At 28.4% G+C, this 3,654-nt stretch carries 5 protein-coding genes; all 5 read right to left on the minus strand.

The features are described 5' to 3' along the window. Positions 1-402 (minus strand): hypothetical protein (locus tag Q0V09_RS09080; protein ID WP_297488726.1); only part of this gene is annotated, 402 nt, incomplete at its 3' end. Continuing rightward, positions 395-757 (minus strand): hypothetical protein, encoded by a 363-nt coding sequence (locus Q0V09_RS09085; protein ID WP_297407931.1) that lies wholly within the window; start codon positions 755-757, stop codon positions 395-397. The genes Q0V09_RS09085 and Q0V09_RS09080, both read right to left, overlap by 8 nt. A gap of 2 nt (positions 758-759) precedes the next feature. After that, positions 760-1,197 carry a hypothetical protein gene (locus Q0V09_RS09090; protein ID WP_297488728.1) on the minus strand — a complete coding sequence of 146 codons (438 nt, stop codon included), beginning with the start codon at positions 1,195-1,197 and terminating at the stop codon, positions 760-762. Then, a complete protein-coding gene (locus Q0V09_RS09095; RefSeq protein ID WP_297407927.1) occupies positions 1,181-2,491 on the minus strand; it encodes a hypothetical protein in 1,311 nt (436 codons plus the stop codon). The genes Q0V09_RS09090 and Q0V09_RS09095 overlap by 17 nt, the downstream gene beginning before the upstream one ends. 105 nt (positions 2,492-2,596) lie before the next feature. Beyond that, positions 2,597-3,654: hypothetical protein (locus Q0V09_RS09100; protein WP_297488731.1), on the minus strand; the 1,058-nt coding region annotated here is incomplete at its 5' end.

A 3,654-nucleotide genomic window follows, 5' to 3' on the forward strand; every position in this document is an offset into this window, starting at 1 on the left:
AATCTCTTTTTCTAAGAAATCAATATATGACGAGCATGTCATTTCTAAGATAGAGTTTATTAAATTAACTTCTTTTGAAAATTTATTGATATTCTCTTGAGAGAAATTATCTTTGTTTTTATTAAATTCAACTACTCTTAGGTCAGGAATAGATATAATTTTCTTGTTCTTATAAAAAGTATATTTAGAATCTTTATAGAAAACAAAGCTCTCTTTCTCTGCACAAGCTTTATTAAAAAGTTGTCCTTTACTCGTTCCGTCTATAACAAGTTCTGCTTCGTTCCAAAACTCTTTTATATTTTTAACAAAACTTTTAAAATCAACTATTTTCAAATTTTTAAATTTACAGAAATAATCTAAGTCTAAATCTATTTCTGAATCATAAATCATAATATTAGCCATTTAAAAAACCAACCTTTGCATTTTTTGCCATTTCAGAAGGTACGAATCCACTAGATTTAAAATCCCCTATAACATCAGATGTTATATTTTCACTTTCTGTTAAATCAGCTATAGGTACAAATGATTTTATTTCTATATAATATGCTTCTTTTGCCTTCTTCAAAACACCCTTGATAAAAATTTTAAACCCATTATTATATGCTATCATTAAGTCTTCATTTTTACAAATTGACAAAAACATAATTCTCTGAGTTTCTTTCCCGTCTTTAAATAAAACATAACCTTTAAATTTTACTTTGTCTTCCAACACCTCCATTTTAATTGTATCTATTTTTATAGTTCCTTCTACATTCATTTTTATTTACCTTTCTTGAAAAAATTAGTTAGTCCAAATTTATTTATAAAAATATCACCAGTACAAGTTTTGCACTTTCCATCAAACTTAGTTTTTAATAAATCGTCTATAGCTTTATCTAAAGAAGTTATTTGAGGAAATAGATTTTTAACATCATCAAAACTTTTATCATTTTGATTTATATATTCCATCAGATGATATTGAGCTAACATTAAGTGTTTTATAGCACACCACTTATTAAAATCTTCATTTCTTTCTTTTTCTGATTCTGAGTTAGTTAATAATTTGTTTCTATTTTCTTTATTCTCTTTTAGCTTAGCAAATAATTCTTTCTGTATGGCTTCATCAATAGTTAGAGAAAGCATCTCTATAAGATGCTCCTCCAGTGCTAACATATTGACTATAGATAATCTAAATTCTTTATTAAGAAGTTTTTTCATCGTCTTCACCACCTCCATTTGAAGGTAAAGCACCCCAAGTCCAAGGCTCTCCATATTTTTCTTTAAGTTCTTTAAGAGCTTTTTTTTCAAAGAAAACTTCAATCGGCATATCTTTTTTAAATTTTTCTAAAAGTTTTTCTTCTGTACTATCTACCTTAGCTCCATATTTTATAGAAATTCCAAATACATCTGCCTTAGCTGTTAATAGTATTTTGTCATACAAACCATAGAAGAATTTATCATTAAACATATGTCTGTATACTGATATTTTTAAGAAAGCAAAATGTAGAGGTGTTTCATAAAAATATTTAGTTAAAGCATCTCTTCCGTTTATTTCCTTTATAATTTCACCTGTTAGCATATTAGTAAAAGTATACTTAGAACCTTTAGAAGAATTTCTAGTTATAACTCCGTAATTAATTCCAAATGTTATTGCTTCTTCTATAACATCAAATGTTTCTGGAATTTCTGGATCTGTCCATAAGTAAGTTGATACTTTCTTAAATGCAGAACCTTGTTTATTCTTTTGAACTTCTATAACTGTTTCCCAAGCCGAGATTTCTTCTTCACCCATAAAGTTCTTTTTCTTTATAGCTTTAGATTTACTTTCTTTTTTAAGGTGGATTTGAGCTGATTTTGCATGTCTTAAAGCTCTACCTCCTGTTGTTTGTGCTCCATTTTTTGAACTTGCATATGGGTCTAAATTATCCCTCACTTGATTGATGGCTAAGATCACCATTCCTTTTCTTACAAAGTCATAAACTCTTTTCCAACCTCTTGACCAAGTTTGAGCAGTTTTACCCATATCTGATTTTTCTAAATCTCTGTCATTTACCGAAGACATAACAGCAACAGAGTCTAATACAGCAATATCTAAATAATCTGCTAATTCTTCTAACTCGTTAAAATAATTTTCAATCTTAGGTTCTATATTAAATATAATATCTTGTGGCTTTAACAATTTGAATCTATCAAGAAATTCTTCATCACTTGAAGTTCCCTCTACATCATTAATGTGGATAGCTGGTTTGTTATAAATATTTTGGATATTTTCGATGATTTTCCATACTAAAGTTGATTTACCAGCATTTTCTTCTCCAGAGAACTCCAATACTGTCCCTGGTTTTAATCCTCCGATAAGATAATCAAAACTCAATATTCCTGTTAAAATTCTTTGATAAGGTCTTGAAACTCCAACTTCATCAAGGATTCCTAGGTATGATTTTTCTCCTGTTTTTTCTAACTTCAAAGCTCTTCTTTTGGCTTTCTTTTTCAATTCATCTAATTTGTTCATCTTCACTCCTGTATGTGTATTTTGATGCAGGAACAAAAAACAAAAAATAGTTTTAAAATTATATCACTTTTTGCAATTTATTCCTACTTTTTTTATAACAATGTTCTATGAAGCACTTACTATATCTGCTGAAGTTTTAGAAAGAGTTCTTAAATCTTTCTCTTCTTCGATATTAACATCAAAATCTCCTTCAATAGCTTTAGCTTCGGCTAGTTTTCTTTGGTATCTGTCTATTATTTCTTCCTCACAAGTATCTTCAAAGTAAAAATGGAATACTCTGTTTTCTACAGTAGAGTTTGCCCTATAACCTCTTCTTGTAGCTTGAGATATAATGTCATAACGATAATATGGTGTATAAACTATATAAGTTGGACAAAACACTAAGTTTAAACCCACATTAACTAATTGTGGTTGGCAAATAAATACATCATATTTATCTTTATTAGCATCAATCCAATCCTTTCTTCCTGCTGCATCAGCAGTTGATGTTGTTATAACTTTATATCTGATACCTTCTTTATCTAACATTTTGCATAATCTATCATTTATTGTTACTTTTTTAGACTTGCCATTCCAAAGTTCATCAGCTATATAGTTTCCTCCATTGATGAAATCAGTAAATAAAAATACTTTTCTATCCTCAGACATTTCCTGTTTAATAACTTCAATCACTTCTATATCTTTGGTAGTATATTCAATATCGTTTCTATCAACATTATCAACCTCAACTGGACAGAATACTTTTCTTTTTGTATCTTCATCAGTTATAGTTATTCCGAAGTCTTTCCAAGCATATGGATTATTTATATAATTCTTAAATACAGATGCTCTCAAAGTTTTAGCTTGGAATGAAGAAATTTCCTCCACATGTTGAACTAGCTTTTTATAATTAATTTTAATTTCATGATCACAAGTTACAGGAATATACTGTTCTACCATTCTAGGTAAAGGTAAATCTAATTGATCCAATGCATTTATCATAATAAAATTCTTTGCTAAGAATTTAGTAAAAGCCACTGGATTAATTCCTTCTGTTTCTATGAAATCACTTTTTTTAATTTCTTTTCTTCCAGATACTCTTCCATCATCATCAACTTTCTTTTTGGCTTGTAATATCCCATATTTAGTTATAAAAGCCTCTTTAGAGAATGTTTCATCTTTTA

Source organism: uncultured Cetobacterium sp. (genome assembly GCF_947039425.1).
Lineage (GTDB): Bacteria > Fusobacteriota > Fusobacteriia > Fusobacteriales > Fusobacteriaceae > Cetobacterium_A.

Coding starts and splice junctions, on each gene's coding strand:
- Q0V09_RS09095 (WP_297407927.1), bottom strand. CDS start 2,491: ATGAACAAATTAGATGAATTGAAAAAGAAAGCCAAAAGAAGAGCTTTG.
- Q0V09_RS09090 (WP_297488728.1), bottom strand. CDS start 1,197: ATGAAAAAACTTCTTAATAAAGAATTTAGATTATCTATAGTCAATATG.
- Q0V09_RS09085 (WP_297407931.1), bottom strand. CDS start 757: ATGAATGTAGAAGGAACTATAAAAATAGATACAATTAAAATGGAGGTG.